We start from the raw sequence: 503 nt of genomic DNA, 5'->3' as shown, positions 1-503 counted from the left end.
CGGGGACCGGGCACCACCCGCACCGCCGGCGCACCGGCCGGCTCGGGCGGGGGCTCGGGCGGCCGGACGGCCGTGCCGGGGGCGGGGCCGACGGGCAGGGCGTCCCCGGCGGCGAGCGGGTCGGGGCCCAGCCCGGCGAGGACGTCGGTGGAGCGGCTGCCCAGCACGGGCGGGACCGCCACGCCGCCGCGCACCGCCACGTAGACGCGCGCGCCGGACGCCGTGGCACCCACGGCCAGCCGTTCGCCGTCCCGCAGGGCGAACGGCGTGCCGGGCGCCGGCCGCCACGGGGCGGGGCCCTCGACCGTCAGGGGCGCCCGGGCGCCGGTGACCGCCAGGACGTGGTCCCCGTGGGCGCTCAGCTCGAGGCGGCCCAGCAGGTTCTCCAGCACGGCCGCCCCCACGGCGTTGCCGACGAGCCGGTTGGCCGAGGCCGCGGCTCCGGCGTCGAGGGCGCCCGACGGGGAGACGCCCAGCCCCGCCGAGCCGGCGCGCCCGCGGTC

At 83.7% G+C, this 503-nt stretch carries 1 protein-coding gene; it reads right to left on the bottom strand.

Annotated elements, in window-relative coordinates; translation table 11 throughout:
• A partial coding sequence (locus RCG67_RS17550; RefSeq protein ID WP_497801017.1) for a 5-oxoprolinase subunit C family protein occupies positions 1 to 503 on the bottom strand: 503 nt, incomplete at both ends.

Source organism: Kocuria cellulosilytica, from assembly GCF_040981245.1.
Taxonomy (GTDB): Bacteria; Actinomycetota; Actinomycetes; order Actinomycetales; family Micrococcaceae; genus Kocuria; species Kocuria cellulosilytica.
The sequence above is the reverse complement of the archived record's forward strand: the minus strand, read 5'-3'. Positions and strand labels throughout refer to the sequence as shown.